This window comes from Brevundimonas sp. UBA7534 (genome assembly GCF_002479325.1).
GTDB lineage: Bacteria > Pseudomonadota > Alphaproteobacteria > Caulobacterales > Caulobacteraceae > Brevundimonas.
Map to the genome: position 1 here is coordinate 397 of NZ_DLMO01000105.1, position 12987 is coordinate 13383.

Sequence of the window (12987 nt, forward strand, 5' to 3'; positions counted from 1 at the left end):
GCGGAATCGCGAAGCGATTCCACCTCAGCCGATCAGGCTCTAAGCCGCCGTGGCGAAGCGAACGGGCCGCGGAAGGTCCGGCAGAGGGTCGGCGAAGCCCAGGGCCGGGTTGCTGAGCACCGTCACGACCCGCTCGCCGCAATAGAGATAGAGGGTCTCGAACCCGACCCATCGCTGGGCCACGTCCTGGAGAGCCTGGTCGGCGGCCTCGTCCGAGGCGGCGTCCAGCACGCAGATGTCCCGCACCGGCACGCCGGGCAGATTGACGATGCAATAGTAGGAATCCAACGCACGCTTCCTCGAACAGGTCGCCGGAAACGAGGCGCGTCGCCGACGGTTCCGCTCCTGAACGCCGTTTTCGACAGGCGTATGAGGCCGGTTCGACGGTCGCGTGAAATGTGCGGCCTAGAGCATCGCCGGGATGGCCCGGGACGCCCATGATCGCGACGCCGCCGTTTATCGGATTGAAACTGGGCCGCCCTCAAGTTGCGCTCCATGAAGAGCGGGCGCCCATCTTGGACTTCTATCCTAGCCATAGCCGGGGTGTTTCTGGCGGCAGGGCCTTTGATCGGGTCGCTTATGATCACCGGCGGGGCGGTGATCTTTCTAACCCTTGTTTTTGGGGGCCTCCCAATTCTCTTCGTCTACCTTCTGGGCGGAGTTCCAGCGGCGGTCACGGGCTTGTGCTCCGGTCTCGCGGCGCGCGCGGGAAAGGTTTGGTTTTATCTGGCCACGGCGACCATAGCCGGCGGAGCTGTCTCGGCGCTGTCCCTGGGCCCGAAGCGGATACTTGACGCCACAGGCGGTCGCATGGGCATGGCCGGCGCAGTTGCGGGACTGATCTGCGCCTTGTTGACGCTGCGCCTTGCGGGCCTGTCCCTGCAGATTCCAGCGTCCGTGAATGACGCCGTCCGGCGATGGGATGCGACAACGGTTCTGCTGGTTGTGCTCGGCGGCGTCTGCATGACCATGGTGGTTTTGAACGCCCTTATGCTTTTAGCGCTGCTTTAAAGCATCGCCGGGATGACCCGATCTGGCGGGCGGTGGCCGTTCTGGAAGGTCATGATGTTGGCGATGACGCGGTCGCCCATGTCCTGGCGCGCCTCCAGCGTGGCCGAGCCCAGGTGGGGCAGCAGCACCACGTTCGGGTGGCCCAGCAGGCCGGGATGGATGGCCGGCTCCTTCTCGAACACGTCCAGGCCGACGCCGGCCAGCAGGCGGCGATCGACGGCGTTCGCCAGGGCCTCTTCGTCGATCAGTTCGCCGCGCGCGGTGTTGACCAGGATGGCGTGGGGCTGGAGCCGGGCCAGGCGGCGCCCGCTCAGCAGATGGTGCGTCTCCTTGGTCGCCGGGCAGTTCAGCGAGATCAGGTCCATGCGCGACAGCATCTGGTCCAGGTCGTCCCAGTAGGTGGTGCCCAGTTCCTCCTCGATCAGGGCCGGGACGGGCTTTCGGTTGTGATAGTGGACCTGCAGGCCGAAGGCCTTGGCGCGCCGGGCCAGGGCCTGGCCGATCCGGCCCATGCCGACGATCCCCAATCGCTTGCCCCACAGCTTGCGCCCGCACATCCAGGTGGGGGTCCAGCCCTCGAAGCGGCCCTCGGCCACCACCTGGGCGCCCTCGACGATGCGGCGGCTGACGGCCAGGATCAGGCTCATGGCCAGGTCGGCGGTGTCCTCGGTCAGGACGCCCGGGGTGTTGGTGACGATGATCCCACGGGCCACGGCGGCGTCCACGTCGATGTGGTCCACGCCCGCGCCGAAGTTGGCGATCATCTTCAGCTGGTCGCCCGCGCCCTGGAGCAGTTCGGCGTCGATCACGTCGGTGATGGTCGGGACCAGGACCTGGGCGCGCTGGACGGCCGCCTCCAGCGCCGCGCGGTCCATCGGCGCGTCGGTCAGGTTCAGTTCGGCGTCGAACAGTTCGCGCATCCGCGTCTCGACCGCGTCGGGAAGGCGTCTGGTTAATACGACCTTAAGCTTGGAGGCGGACATTGCGGACCTTGATCTGCGGGCGGCGATTCAACAGGGATCGGAGCCCGCGTGCGACGGGTCGTGCCTGGGTGTCTAGCAAAGCCGCCATCATCTTCCAAAGCCTTCGCCGTCGCGCCCCGGTTCTGGCGGCCGTGGCGGGCCTGGCCGTAATGGCCGGGGCGGGCCAGACCATGCCGGACGGGCGGCCCACGCCGACCGGCCTGGAGGTGCCGCGCTGGATCTCGCTGAAGTCCTCGCACGTGCGGGCGCGCCAGGGGCCGGGACTGGACTATCCGATCCTGTGGGAATACCGCGCCGCAGGACTGCCGGTGCAGGTGGTGGCCGAGACGACCGAGTGGCGCAAGGTGTGCGATCCCGACGGCGCCGTGGCCTGGATCCACCGCACGGTGTCCTCGGGGCGACGTTCGGTGTTCAACAATTCCGACGCCGAAATCCCGATCCACGCCGGAAGGTCCGAGACGTCGCCCGTGCGGGCGCGGCTGCAGCCCCGCTCCATCGTCTCGCTGGACGAGTGCGAGGACGGCTGGTGCCGGGTGCGGGCGCGGCGGCTGGAGGGCTGGGTCGTGCAGCGGGCGGTCTTCGGCGCCCAGTCGCGGGCCCTGTGCAACGCCAACCGGCCCGCCGGAACCGGACGCGGCTGAAACGCCTGTCTGTTGAGCGAAGCGGCGCGGTCGTGTAACCCGCCCGCAACAGCTGACGGAACGGAACCGCCTTGACCCAATCGCAATATCCCTCGTCCTTCGATCACGAGGCCCTGCTCGCCTCCGGGCGCGGCGAGCTGTTCGGTCCCGGCAACGCCCAGCTGCCGGCCCCGCCGATGCTGATGTTCGACCGGATCACCCAGATCAACGCGGACGGCGGCGCGCACGGCAAGGGCTATGTCGAGGCCGAACTCGACATCAACCCGGAGCTCTGGTTCTTCCAGTGTCACTTCATCGGCGACCCGGTCATGCCCGGCTGCCTGGGCCTGGACGCCATGTGGCAGCTGGTCGGCTTCTATCTGGGCTGGATCGGCGGACCGGGCCGGGGCCGCGCCCTGGGCGTCGGCGACGTCAAATTCACCGGCCAGGTGACGCCGGACGTCAAGAAGGTGGTCTACAAGATCGACCTGAAGCGGGTCATCAATCGCAAACTGGTCATGGGCATCGCCGACGGCGTGCTGGAGGCCGACGGCGAGGTGATCTACACCTGCAACGACATGCGGGTGGGCCTGTTCGGCGCCAAGGACCAAGCGGCCGGCGGCTGAAGCCCCCATATAGAGCCGCGCACCCAGCGGCCGGCTCCGGGAGGAGCCGCAAGCAAGAAGGATTTCCCATGCGTCGCGTCGTCGTCACCGGCCTTGGCATCGTCTCCTCCATCGGCCATGGCGCCGAGGAAGTGACCCGTTCCCTGCGCGAGGCCCGTTCGGGCGTCGTGCACGCGCCCGACCACGCCAAATACGGCTTCCGCAGCCAGGTCTGGGCGCCGCCGAAGATCGGCCCGTGGGAGGAGCTGGTCGACCGCCGCGCCGCGCGCTTCCTGGCCAACGGCACGGCCTGGGCGCACATCGCCTTCGAAGAGGCGCTCAAGTCGTCGGGCATGACGGCCGAGGACATCCGCGACGACCGCATCGGCCTGATCGTCGGCGAGGGCGGCCCGTCCACCCAGGTCATCCTGCAGGCGGCCCAGACCACGATGGAGAAGGGCTCGCCCAAGCGGATCGGCCCGTTCGCCGTGCCCAAGGCGATGGCCAGCGGCCCGTCGGCGGTGCTGTCGACCTGGTTCCAGATGCGCGGGATCAACTATTCGATCAGCTCGGCCTGCGCGACCTCGGCCCATTGCATCGGGGCGGCGGCCGAACAGATCCAGTGGGGCAAGCAGGACGTGGTCTTCGCCGGCGGCTGCGAGGACATCGACTGGTCCATGTCCAATATGTTCGACGCCATGGGCGCCATGTCGTCAGACTTCAACGACACGCCGTCGGTCGCCTCGCGGGCTTATGACAAGGATCGCGACGGCTTCGTCATCGCCGGCGGCGCGGGCATGGTGGTGGTCGAGGAATACGAGCGGGCCAAGGCGCGGGGCGCGAACATCCTGGCCGAGATCGTCGGCTACGCCGCCAACTCGGACGGATACGACATGGTGGCACCCTCGGGCGAGGGCGCCCAGCGCTGCATGAAGATGGCGCTGGACCAGGCCGGGGGCCGCACCATCGACTATCTGAATCCGCACGGCACCTCGACCCCCGTGGGCGACGCCAAGGAGATGGAGGCGGTGCGGGCGGTGTTCGGCGACGCCATGCCGATGATCTCCTCGACCAAGTCGCTGACCGGCCACAGCCTGGGCGCGGCGGGGGCGCAGGAGGCGATCTACTGCCTCTTGATGATGCAGAACGGCTTCGCCGCCGAAAGCGCGCACATCGAGAATCTGGACCCAGCCTTCGAGGGCATGCCGATCCTGCGCGAACGCAAGGACGGCGAACTGACCACGGTGATGTCCAACAGCTTCGGCTTCGGCGGCACCAACGGCACGCTGATCCTCAGCAAGGTCTGATCCCAATTCCACTCATCCCGGCTTTCGCCGGGATGAGTGGATGGGATTCAGTCGTATCTAACCCCGCTCAGGTACAGCCCCGTCGATGGCGCGACCGGCCCGCACGCGGCGCGATCCCTGGCCTCCAGGGCCTTCCTGACGTCATGGGCGGTCCAGCGATCCAGGCCGACCTCGACCAGGGTGCCGGCCATCGAGCGGACCTGGCGGTGCAGGAAGCTGCGGGCCTGGAAGACCAGATGCACCTCTTCGCCGAAGCGGGTCACGCGGGCGACGTCCAGCGTCTTGACCGGCGACTTCGACTGGCAGCCCACGTCGCGGAAGGTGGTGAAGTCGTGATGGCCGACCAGGACCTGGGCCGCGTGGTGCATGGCCTCCGCGTCCAGCGGCTTCTTGACGTGCCAGACGCGGTCGCGTTCCAGAACGGGCTGGGGGCGGCGGTTCAGGATGCGGTACAGATAGGCCCGGCCGGTCGCTGAAAAGCGCGCGTGCCAGTCGGGATCGGGCGCGGGCTCGACCGACAGGACGCAGACGTCCTCGTTCACCAGATGGGCGTTCATGGCGTTCAGGACGGTGTTTTCGGGCCAGGCGCGCTCCAGGTCGGCGTGGATCACCTGCTCAAGCGCATGGACGCCGGTATCGGTGCGCCCGGCGGCGGCGATGCGGATGCGCTCGCCCGAGAAGGCGTGAATGGCGGTCTCCAACGCGCCCTGCACGGTCGGCTGGCCGTCCTGGGCCTGGAAGCCGTTGTAGGCCGTGCCGTCGTATTCGAGGGTCAGCTTGTAGCGCGGCATCAGCCCAGCGCGGTCCCGGCCGGCAGGGAAAAGCCGCGCAGCATCTCCTCGGCCGATTGCGCCGCCTTGCCCTCGCGCTGGACACGGATCAGACGCACGGCGCCCGTCCCGCAGGCGATGGTCAGGCCGTCGTCCAGCACGGCGCCCGGCGCGCCGGAGCCGTCGGCCAGGGTGGACAGCAGGGCCTTGACGCGCACAGGGCCGTTTTCCGACGGGGCCTCGAACCAGGCGCCGGGAAAGGGCGACAGGCCGCGAATATGGGCGTCGACCGCTGCCGCCGGTCGTGTCCAGTCGATGCGGGCCTCGGCGGGGGTGATCTTTCGGGCGTAGGTCGGTTCCCCGGCCTGGGGCGTCTCGGTGGCGCCGCCGCGCTCGATGGCGGCCAGGGCGCGAGGCCAAAGTCCGGCGCCGACATGAGCCATGCGCTCCGACAGGCTGGCGGCCGTGTCGTCGGCGTGGATGTCCATCACCTCGCCGAGCAGGATCGGGCCTTCGTCCAGTCCTTCGCTCATCCGCATGATCTGGACGCCGGTCTGGGCGTCCCCGGCCATGATCGCGCGCTGGATCGGGGCCGCGCCCCGCCAGCGCGGCAGCAGCGAGCCGTGCAGGTTGAAGCAACCCAGGCGGGGTGCGTCCAAGATCACGGGCTTCAGGATCTGGCCATAGGCGACCACGCAGGCCGCATCGAGGTCCAGGCTCTGGAAGATCTCGATCGCCTCGTCGGCCTTCATCGATTCCGGCGTGAAGACCGGCAGGCCCATGCTCTCGGCGAAGGCTTGGACAGGCGACGGCGTCAGCTTCTGGCCCCGGCCCTTCGGGCGGGGCGGCTGGGAATAGACGGCGACGATCTCGTGGCCCGAGGCGATCAGCTCGGCCAGGGACGGAACGGCGAATTCGGGGGTACCCATGAAGGCGAGGCGCATGGGCAGGGCTTTAGAGGTTTGGCGCGCCTACTGCCAGCGGGTGAAGACGCCGCCGCCCTCGTCCCACTCGCCGCCGGCGTCCAGGGCGTCGTCGAAATCCAGCAGGCGGTCCAGCAACAGGCCCGCGACCACGCCCAGCAGGGCGACCCCGGCCAAGGTGGCCACGCCCGCGACGCCGACTTTCTGACTGCGCGTCAGGCGACGACGGCCGTGGGTGTCTATGACCAGGGACTGGCCCCGGCGGGGCAGGCGGACGGTGCGTCGGCTCATCAGGCGGCGATCCTGTCTCGGGCGGCCTTCTTGACCTTGGTCACGGCGCGCTCGCGCTTGAGCCGTGACAGGTGGTCGATGAAGAGGACGCCGTTCAAATGGTCCATCTCGTGCTGGATGCAGACGGCGTAGAGGCCGCTGGCCTCCTCCTCCACCTGCTCCCCGTCACGGTTCAGGTAGCGAATGCGGACGCGGGCGGGGCGTTCCACCTTGTCGAAATACTCCGGGATCGACAGGCAGCCCTCCTCGTAGGTGTAGAGGTCGTCCGAGGCCCAGAGGATTTCGGGATTGGCGAAGAAGCGCGGATTGCGGCGCGCCTCGGCGGCCTCGGGCGTGTCCTCTTCCTCCATCTCGCAGGCGTCGCCGTCCTTGTCGCCCAGGTCCATGACGATGACGCGGTCCAGGGCGCCGACCTGCACGGCGGCTAGGCCGATGCCGGGCGCGGCGTACATGGTCTCCAGCATGTCGTCCATCAGGGTGCGGACGGCGTCGTCCACCGCCGCAACGGGCTTGGAAACCTGCTTCAGGACCGCCAGATCGGCGGCGTTGTCGATGGTGAGGATGCGACGAAGGGTCATGGGCGGGAGGTAGGCCGGCCCCGGCGTCAGGTCAAGATTTCCGACCTTTGCGGTCGGATTTGACGCGCCCTCAGTCCTTGCCCGGCAGGGGGCGCGGCTTGCGGTTCTCGTCGATGGCGACATAGGTGAAGACGCCTTGGGTCACGCGCACGGAAGCGGCCTGGGGCTGGCCGCGCGCGCGCTTCCAGGCCTCGACATGAACGCGGATCGAGGTGCGGCCTGATCCGATCACCTCGGCGTAGATGCTGACCTCGTCGCCGACCGAGACGGGCTGGTGAAAGACCATGCCGTCTAGCGCCACGGTGGCGCAGCGCCCGCAGGCCAGTTCGAAGGCGGGCGTCGCCCCGGCCACGTCCATCTGCGCCAGCAGCCAGCCGCCGAAGATGTCCCCTTCCGGGTTGGTGTCGGCCGGCATGGCGATGATGCGCCCGACGGGCTGGGTCGCAGGCGGTTGGGAGGCTTCGGTCATGATGAACGCTTTCGAACGGGGAGGGCGGTTCTCTAGCCCGATGAGGGAGTGGCGTCAGCGCCCGATCGCCGCTTCCTCCTGGAGCGGGACGACGTTCTGGGCCGGGTCCCGTCGCCCCTGAGGCGGGCCGCCAGGATGATCTCGCGATTGGCGCGCCAGGTGGCGCCCAGCTCCATCGCCGTCAGCAAATCCTCGGCGAGCAGGGGGCCGTCCCGGGCCTCTCTCAGCCGCCGCGCGAGTCGCAGAAGGTCAGAGGCCGCGGCCAGGTCGGCCTTGTTCGAACGCGCGCCCAGATCTTCCAGCCGGCCAAAACGCCAGCCCGCCTGTCGGGGCTGGTCCACAGCGCGCTGAAACCGTTCCTCGGGCGTCAGTTGTTCGGCGATGAAGCGCCAGCGCCGCGCGCGGGGCGGTCGTTCGTAATGACCGGGACGGGTCGGCAGGCCGTGCAGCGCATAGACTTCATGCGCGGCCGCTTCCATTTCGGACAGCGCCCGTGACAAGGCGTCCTGGCGCGCCGGGCCTTCGGCAGCGGGTCGGTGTTCGGTGCGGGCGGCGGACGGGAAGGGATCGTCCTGCGGCGTCTCTCTGCGCGGGCGCGGCAGGAGACGCCACAGGCTCAAGGCCGTCAGTCCACGTTGATCGCGCTGGTCACCGACACGTCATAGATGACGCGGGTGATGCTCTGGACGAACTCGAAGAACTTGCGCGCCTCGGCGGCGTTCGCCAGCGGCACATAGATCACGTCCTCGGGCATGATCTGAATGTTGCTGGCGGCGAAGACGTTGGCGGCGTTGTTGAAATCCAGCTGATAGATGATCGGCACGCCGTTCGGGGTGGCCGGCTGGGTCACGCCCAGGGCGCGCGCGACCTCGGGCCGCTCGAAGCGGAAGATCATCACCCGGCTGGCGTTGGCGGTGTTGGTGTTCAACCCTGAAACGCGGCTGAGCGCGCCAGCCAGCGTCACCGGCCCCGGCGGCATGTCGACCTGGGCCACCGCGCCCAGGGCGCCGAAGGTGCTGAACCGACGCGGCTTGTAAGCAAAGTTGACCAGGTCGCCGGGTTGCAGCCGGACGTTCTCCTCGAACGAGGTCGTCACGGCGCCAAGCGGTGCGGCGTAGGTCTGGCCTGCGCGCTGGATGGTCACCATCATGTCGTCCACCGGCCGCTCCGAACCGCCGGCCTCGCCCAGAACATCCAGCAGACGATTGCTGTTGACGGACAGGGGTTTGCGTCCCGGCTGACGCACGTCGCCCAGAACGGTCACCGAGTTGGAGGCGTTCTGGACCACCACGACCGTGATCTGCGGATTGGCCACCTTGCCGGCCAGAGCGCGGCGGATGGAGGCCGCCGCCTGCGGCGGCGTCAGCCCCTCGACACGCACGGCGCCGGCGAACGGGATGGACACTGCGCCGGAGCGGTCCACGACCTGGGCCGGCAGGACCTGATTGCCCGGCTGGACGGCGGAACCCGCGCCGACGCCGCCGCCGAACAGGGTGCCGCTGGGCTCGATGATCTGGACCTGCAGGGCGTCGCCCACCCCGATCAGGTCCAGCGGCCGCTCGCTGGCGGCGCCCGTCAGCGAGCCGAAGAACTGCGGCGGAACGGCCTTGATCCGCTCGCTGACTTCATAGTTCAACTCGACCAGGGCGTAACCGCCAAGGGCGCCGGGCTGGGTCGCGCCGGCGTCGACCGATCGGCCCGAGGGCCCGTCCCGCGGCAAGGTGGTGCAGCCGCCCAGAATGGCGACGATCATCAGCGGCAGGATGGTACGCGTCATAAAGCCGTTCAGCCCCTCGTTCGACCTTTGCTTACTCGCCTTCGCCATGCGCCGCCAGAGGCGATAACGGCTCCGGCGTCCGGCCCAGACCGACGGCGACGGCGACGACGGCGAAATGATCGTCCCAGCGCGGCGGCGCGAAGGCGGCCGAAGACTTCGGCGTCTCGTCCAGCGTCGCGCGCCGGATGGCCTGCAGCCAGCCCAGTCCGTCCAGGGGGTCGATCAACTGGGCCTGCGGCGTCAGTTCGCGGTGCGGCGGAATATCCGAGGCGATCAGCGGGGCCCCCATCGCGCAGGCCTCCACCGCGGGCAGGTCGAAACCCTCCACGGCCGAAGGCGCCAGCACCGCGCGCGCGCCGCGCATCAGCCGCACCAGGGCGCCGTCCGACAGGTTCTCGGCCTGGTGAACCACCCCGCGCAGATTGGGCGACCGTTGCAGGTGATCCAGCACGGCCTCGTTTTCCCAGCCGTAGCGCCCCACCAAGACCAGCGACGGGGTCCGTTGCCCCATCTCTTCTTCCAGCCGCCGCCACAGGGTCAGCAACTGGGCCAGGTTCTTGCGCGCCTCGATGGTGCCGACATGAATGAAATACGGGCGACTGGCCTGCACCGCGTCGCCGGGGACGAAGGCCGTCTCGATGCCGAGGTGGGCCACGTGCACGGGCGGGGGCGTCAGACCCTCGCGTACGGCGAAGGCGGCCAGCTGATCAGCCGTGTGGTGCGAGTTGACCAGGATGCTGCTGGCGTGGCGCAGGGTATGCACCACGCGGGCGCGGTGTTTGTCGGCGTCGCCCGGTCGGCAGAATTCCGGGTGGGTGATCGGGATCAGGTCGTGGATCATCACCACGCGATCGACACCGTCCTGCTCCAACGCCTGCAGGGCGTCCGCCTCGTGCAGGGTGGTGTGGCCGACGTTCAGGTAAAGGTCGGCCGCTGGCAAGGGCGCGGCGTGGCGGGAGCGGAAGAACTGGCGCAACACCCGGGGTTTGTCGCGGGCCGGCTTCTGATCGGGCGCGGGCGGGGGGCAGATGACGGATTCCGCCGGACGCTGGTCGTGGGTCAGGGCCGCCAGCAGCCGCGCCTCGTGCCGCGCCGCGCCGTTGACCGTGCGGCCGTCCCAGCGGGCCCGCAGGCTGCGCACGAAGTCGCGGAACCAGGTCTGGTCCACCGTCACCAGCCGACCCTTGCGGCCGCGCACCGGAATCATGACCACGTCTGAACGCTGATCCAGCCATTCGGCGTAGGCCAGGCAAACCCGGTCCACGCCCGTCGGGGCGGTCCGCTCGGCCCGGCTGAGCAGCCGGCTGACGTCGTAGAGCACGCGCATGGTCAGGAGACGTAGCCCGCCTGCATCAGCTCGGCGATGTGAACGATGGCGGTGGGGCGTCCGTCCTCGACCACGAACAGATTGGAAATCTTGTTGGCGGTCAACAGGTCGACCACGTCGCTCATCCGCGCGTCCGGATCGACGGTGATCGGATTGGGGCTCATGATATCGGCCGCCTGCAGGGCGGTGATGTCGCGCTGGAAGGCGCGGCGGATGTCGCCGTCGGTGACGATGCCGCCCAGGGTGCCGTCCGCATTCAGAACCGCGACCGCCCCCTTGCGTCCCTCGGTGACGGCCGAGACGACTTCGCTGAAGCTGGCCGTCGTCGGCACGGCGGCGGGCGCGGCGGCGTTGTCGCCCATCCATTCCCGCACGCTCTGCAGGCTCATGCCCAGTGCGCCGCCGGGATGGTGCAGGCCGAAATCCAATGCGGTGAAGCCGCGTCGATCCATCAGCACCATGGCCAGGGCGTCGCCCAGCGCCAGGCTCATCAGCGTCGAGGTGGTGGGCGCCAGGCCGTTGGGGCAGGCCTCGGCCACCTTGGGCATGGTCAGGCAGACGGCGGCGTTGCGGCCCAGGAAGCTGGTCGGCCGCTGGGTGATGGCGATCACCGGGATCCCGTTTCGCTGGCAATATATCAGGGGATCGCGAAGCTCGCGGCTCTCGCCCGAGTTGGACAGGGCCAGCACGGTCACGTCCGGACGCAGCATCCCCAGGTCCCCGTGGCTCATCTCGGCGGGATGGACGAAGAAGGCGTTGGTGCCGGTCGAGGCCAGGGTGGCCGCGATCTTGCCGCCGATATGGCCCGACTTGCCCATGCCGGTGACGACCACATAGCCCGGCCGGCTCATGATCACGTCGGCGGCGCGGGCCAGAGAGACGTCGATGGAGCGTTCCAGCGCGTCCAAGGCCTCGATGTTCAGGCGGATCACCTCGCGCGCGCGCTCGGTCATGGCGGCGATGTCTTCGGGCGAGGAAAGGGTAGTCTCGGTCATTGGCGACAGGCCCGTGCGGCGGGCTCTCCTTGTTCGAGGCGCGCGGTCTGCCGCATCCCACGGCGGCGCGCAACGGCTCCCTTTCAGACGATGTTGTCGATTCCGCGTCAACCTTTGCCGCATTGGCGCGTTAGGGTGTGCGGGGAAATCATCGAACAGAGAGTCTCTCGCCTTATGCCGTCTCATGTCGGAGCCGCCGATCTCGTCCTGCCGCCGCCGCCCGTCCTCGCCGAAGGAATCGCCCTCTTCCTGGACATGGACGGCGTGTTGGCGCCGATGGCTCCGACGCCGGATGCGGTCAAGCCGGTGGCCCGGCGCACGGCGGTGCTGAAGGCGCTGGAACGGCGGCTTGACGGGCGCGTGGCCATCGTCAGCGGACGCACCCTGGCCGAGATCGACCGCATCGCCGACGGCGCCCTGTCTTCCGCATCGGGGGTGCATGGGCTGGAGCGGCGCCGGCGCGACGGTTCCATCGAGCGCGGCGCCGCGGACGCCGGCGTGACGCGGGCGCTGGACGCCTTCCACGCTTTCGCCGCCGAACGACCGGGCATGATCGTCGAGGACAAGGGCGTGTCGGCGGGCCTGCATTATCGCCAGGCGCCGGACCAGGCCGGCGCCGCCGAGACCCTGGCGCGGGAACTGAGCGACGAGACCGGCCTGGCCCTGCAGCCCGGCCATATGGTGCTGGAACTGAAGACTCCAGGCGCCAGCAAGGGCACCGCCGTGACCGCCTTCATGGCCGAGCCGCCTTTCCGGGGCGCGACGCCCGTCATGCTGGGCGACGACGTCACCGACGAGGACGGTTTCAGGGCCGCCGCCGCCCTGGGAGGATACGGCGTGTTGGTGGGGGCGGAGCGGGCCACCGCCGCGCGCTATCGGCTGGACGGCGTCGACGCCGTGCTGGGGTGGCTCGAATCCGTGGCGGAGGCTTGAGATGAAGCCCAACCTCGACCTCTGGCCCATCGGCAACTGCGGGATCAGCGCCCTGATCGACCGCCAGGGCCGCTACGTCTGGGCCTGTGCGCCGCGCGTCGACGGCGACCCGGTCTTTTCCGCCCTGATGGACGGCGACGATCCCCAGCACGGCTTCTGGGCCGTCGAGCTGGAAGGGCTGAAACACGTCAGTCAGGCCTATGTCCGCAACACGCCGGTGCTTCGCACGGTGCTGACGGCCGAGGATGGAGCGGCCGTCGAGATCCTGGACTTCGCGCCGCGTCATCCCAAACATTCGCGCACCTATCGGCCGCTGGCCTTCGGGCGTGTGGTGCGACCCCTGGAGGGAACGCCGCGCATTCGGGTCCGCCTGCGCCCCTCGACGGATTGGGGAGCGC

Annotated in this window: 17 protein-coding genes; 6 read left to right on the forward strand and 11 right to left on the reverse strand. The window is 69.1% G+C overall.

The annotated features are described in order from the left end of the window. Positions 1-39: 39 nt before the first annotated feature. Positions 40-288, reverse strand: a complete 249-nt coding sequence (locus tag B2U11_RS07955) for a hypothetical protein (protein WP_292070971.1) — start codon at positions 286-288, stop codon at positions 40-42. Between the two features lie 291 nt (positions 289-579). Between B2U11_RS07955 and B2U11_RS07960 the strand changes: the two genes are divergently transcribed. Beyond that, the gene (locus tag B2U11_RS07960; protein WP_201216976.1) at positions 580-1011 is read left to right on the forward strand and encodes a hypothetical protein; all 432 of its coding nucleotides are present in this window, start codon (positions 580-582) and stop codon (positions 1009-1011) included. On the opposite strand, the gene B2U11_RS07965 is transcribed toward B2U11_RS07960, so the two are convergent. Then, positions 1008-1994, reverse strand: a complete 987-nt coding sequence (locus tag B2U11_RS07965) for a 2-hydroxyacid dehydrogenase (protein WP_292070972.1) — start codon at positions 1992-1994, stop codon at positions 1008-1010. The genes B2U11_RS07960 and B2U11_RS07965 overlap by 4 nt on opposite strands. Positions 1995-2062: 68 nt before the next feature. Between B2U11_RS07965 and B2U11_RS07970 the strand changes: the two genes are divergently transcribed. The 3 genes from B2U11_RS07970 to fabB all read left to right on the forward strand — a co-directional run bounded on the left by B2U11_RS07970 (position 2063) and on the right by fabB (position 4526). Next, the gene (locus B2U11_RS07970; RefSeq protein ID WP_292070973.1) at positions 2063-2635 is read left to right on the forward strand and encodes an SH3 domain-containing protein; all 573 of its coding nucleotides are present in this window, start codon (positions 2063-2065) and stop codon (positions 2633-2635) included. 71 nt (positions 2636-2706) lie between these two features. Next, positions 2707-3240 carry a 3-hydroxyacyl-[acyl-carrier-protein] dehydratase FabA gene (gene fabA, locus B2U11_RS07975; protein WP_201216967.1) on the forward strand — a complete coding sequence of 178 codons (534 nt, stop codon included), beginning with the start codon at positions 2707-2709 and terminating at the stop codon, positions 3238-3240. Between the two features lie 68 nt (positions 3241-3308). Continuing rightward, positions 3309-4526 carry a beta-ketoacyl-ACP synthase I gene (fabB, locus tag B2U11_RS07980; protein WP_201216964.1) on the forward strand — a complete coding sequence of 406 codons (1218 nt, stop codon included), beginning with the start codon at positions 3309-3311 and terminating at the stop codon, positions 4524-4526. Positions 4527-4573: 47 nt separating this feature from the next. Here the strand turns inward: fabB and truA are convergent, their stop codons facing one another. The 9 genes from truA to B2U11_RS08025 all read right to left on the reverse strand — a co-directional run bounded on the left by truA (position 4574) and on the right by B2U11_RS08025 (position 11656). Next, the gene (gene truA, locus B2U11_RS07985) at positions 4574-5317 is read right to left on the reverse strand and encodes a tRNA pseudouridine(38-40) synthase TruA (protein WP_292070974.1); all 744 of its coding nucleotides are present in this window, start codon (positions 5315-5317) and stop codon (positions 4574-4576) included. Further along, entirely contained in the window at positions 5317-6240 is a 924-nt protein-coding gene (gene fmt / locus B2U11_RS07990) for a methionyl-tRNA formyltransferase (protein WP_292070975.1), read from the reverse strand. The genes truA and fmt overlap by 1 nt, the downstream gene beginning before the upstream one ends. Positions 6241-6267: 27 nt before the next feature. Continuing rightward, a complete protein-coding gene (locus B2U11_RS07995) occupies positions 6268-6510 on the reverse strand; it encodes a hypothetical protein (RefSeq protein WP_201217134.1) in 243 nt (80 codons plus the stop codon). Continuing rightward, complete coding sequence (gene def, locus B2U11_RS08000; RefSeq protein ID WP_292070976.1) at positions 6510-7088, reverse strand: peptide deformylase; 579 nt, start codon at positions 7086-7088, stop codon at positions 6510-6512. The genes B2U11_RS07995 and def overlap by 1 nt, the downstream gene beginning before the upstream one ends. Positions 7089-7158: 70 nt before the next feature. Next, a complete protein-coding gene (locus B2U11_RS08005) occupies positions 7159-7557 on the reverse strand; it encodes an acyl-CoA thioesterase (protein WP_292070977.1) in 399 nt (132 codons plus the stop codon). A 32-nt stretch (positions 7558-7589) separates the two neighbouring features. Continuing rightward, positions 7590-8177, reverse strand: coding sequence for a hypothetical protein (locus B2U11_RS08010; protein ID WP_292070978.1), 588 nt, complete (start codon positions 8175-8177; stop codon positions 7590-7592). A gap of 5 nt (positions 8178-8182) precedes the next feature. Then, positions 8183-9334, reverse strand: coding sequence for a polysaccharide biosynthesis/export family protein (locus B2U11_RS08015; protein WP_292070979.1), 1152 nt, complete (start codon positions 9332-9334; stop codon positions 8183-8185). A 31-nt stretch (positions 9335-9365) separates the two neighbouring features. Further along, positions 9366-10661, reverse strand: a complete 1296-nt coding sequence (locus B2U11_RS08020; protein ID WP_292070980.1) for a glycosyltransferase family 4 protein — start codon at positions 10659-10661, stop codon at positions 9366-9368. A gap of 2 nt (positions 10662-10663) precedes the next feature. Beyond that, positions 10664-11656: a KpsF/GutQ family sugar-phosphate isomerase gene (locus B2U11_RS08025; protein ID WP_292070981.1), complete on the reverse strand. Its 993-nt coding sequence runs from the start codon at positions 11654-11656 to the stop codon at positions 10664-10666. Between the two features lie 174 nt (positions 11657-11830). On the opposite strand from B2U11_RS08025, the gene otsB reads away from it, so the two are divergent. Both otsB and B2U11_RS08035 read left to right on the forward strand, forming a co-directional pair. After that, positions 11831-12589 carry a trehalose-phosphatase gene (gene otsB, locus B2U11_RS08030; RefSeq protein ID WP_292070982.1) on the forward strand — a complete coding sequence of 253 codons (759 nt, stop codon included), beginning with the start codon at positions 11831-11833 and terminating at the stop codon, positions 12587-12589. A 1-nt stretch (position 12590) separates the two neighbouring features. Continuing rightward, positions 12591-12987, forward strand: a 397-nt coding sequence (locus tag B2U11_RS08035; RefSeq protein WP_292070983.1) for a trehalase-like domain-containing protein, incomplete at its 3' end; no start/stop codon positions are given.

Bases quoted from the DNA above. Each gene is read 5' to 3' on its own strand.
- B2U11_RS08015 (WP_292070979.1), bottom strand. From the start codon at position 9,334: ATGACGCGTACCATCCTGCCGCTGATGATCGTCGCCATTCTGGGCGGC.
- B2U11_RS07995 (WP_201217134.1), bottom strand. From the start codon at position 6,510: ATGAGCCGACGCACCGTCCGCCTGCCCCGCCGGGGCCAGTCCCTGGTC.
- otsB (WP_292070982.1), top strand. From the start codon at position 11,831: ATGCCGTCTCATGTCGGAGCCGCCGATCTCGTCCTGCCGCCGCCGCCC.
- fmt (WP_292070975.1), bottom strand. From the start codon at position 6,240: ATGCGCCTCGCCTTCATGGGTACCCCCGAATTCGCCGTTCCGTCCCTG.
- B2U11_RS08025 (WP_292070981.1), bottom strand. From the start codon at position 11,656: ATGACCGAGACTACCCTTTCCTCGCCCGAAGACATCGCCGCCATGACC.
- truA (WP_292070974.1), bottom strand. From the start codon at position 5,317: ATGCCGCGCTACAAGCTGACCCTCGAATACGACGGCACGGCCTACAAC.
- def (WP_292070976.1), bottom strand. From the start codon at position 7,088: ATGACCCTTCGTCGCATCCTCACCATCGACAACGCCGCCGATCTGGCG.
- B2U11_RS08020 (WP_292070980.1), bottom strand. From the start codon at position 10,661: ATGCGCGTGCTCTACGACGTCAGCCGGCTGCTCAGCCGGGCCGAGCGG.
- B2U11_RS07965 (WP_292070972.1), bottom strand. From the start codon at position 1,994: ATGTCCGCCTCCAAGCTTAAGGTCGTATTAACCAGACGCCTTCCCGAC.
- B2U11_RS07960 (WP_201216976.1), top strand. From the start codon at position 580: ATGATCACCGGCGGGGCGGTGATCTTTCTAACCCTTGTTTTTGGGGGC.
- fabB (WP_201216964.1), top strand. From the start codon at position 3,309: ATGCGTCGCGTCGTCGTCACCGGCCTTGGCATCGTCTCCTCCATCGGC.
- B2U11_RS08005 (WP_292070977.1), bottom strand. From the start codon at position 7,557: ATGACCGAAGCCTCCCAACCGCCTGCGACCCAGCCCGTCGGGCGCATC.